Origin of the sequence: Halomonas sp. SIMBA_159, from assembly GCF_046536035.1 — a bacterium.
Taxonomy (GTDB): Bacteria; Pseudomonadota; Gammaproteobacteria; order Pseudomonadales; family Halomonadaceae; genus Vreelandella; species Vreelandella venusta_A.
Genome location: NZ_JAWJBT010000509.1, coordinates 1 through 274, shown reverse-complemented (window position 1 = coordinate 274; position 274 = coordinate 1). Strand labels below are relative to the sequence as shown.

The window sequence follows — 274 nt, the reverse complement described above, 5'->3', positions numbered from 1 at the left end:
CTGTTAATGGTGACCTTGGTGAAAGATCATGGAATTGAGTATTTATTTGCTACGACCATCTTAACTGGGATGATCCAATTCATATTTGGTGCACTGAAAATTGCTCGCTTTATGAAATTTATACCTAGATCGGTTATGGTCGGTTTCGTAAATGCGCTTGCTATCCTAATCTTTATGGCACAAGTGCCCCATTTTGTTGGAATATCTAACCTGACTTATATCGTGGTTGCGGTTACGTTACTCATTATTTATATTCTTCCCAGGTTCACTAAAG

Annotated in this window: 1 protein-coding gene; it reads left to right on the top strand. The window is 38.0% G+C overall.

Annotated elements, in window-relative coordinates:
* Window positions 1-18: 18 nt before the first annotated feature.
* A partial coding sequence (locus R0J87_RS20220) for a SulP family inorganic anion transporter (RefSeq protein ID WP_498888492.1) occupies window positions 19-274 on the top strand: 256 nt, incomplete at its 3' end.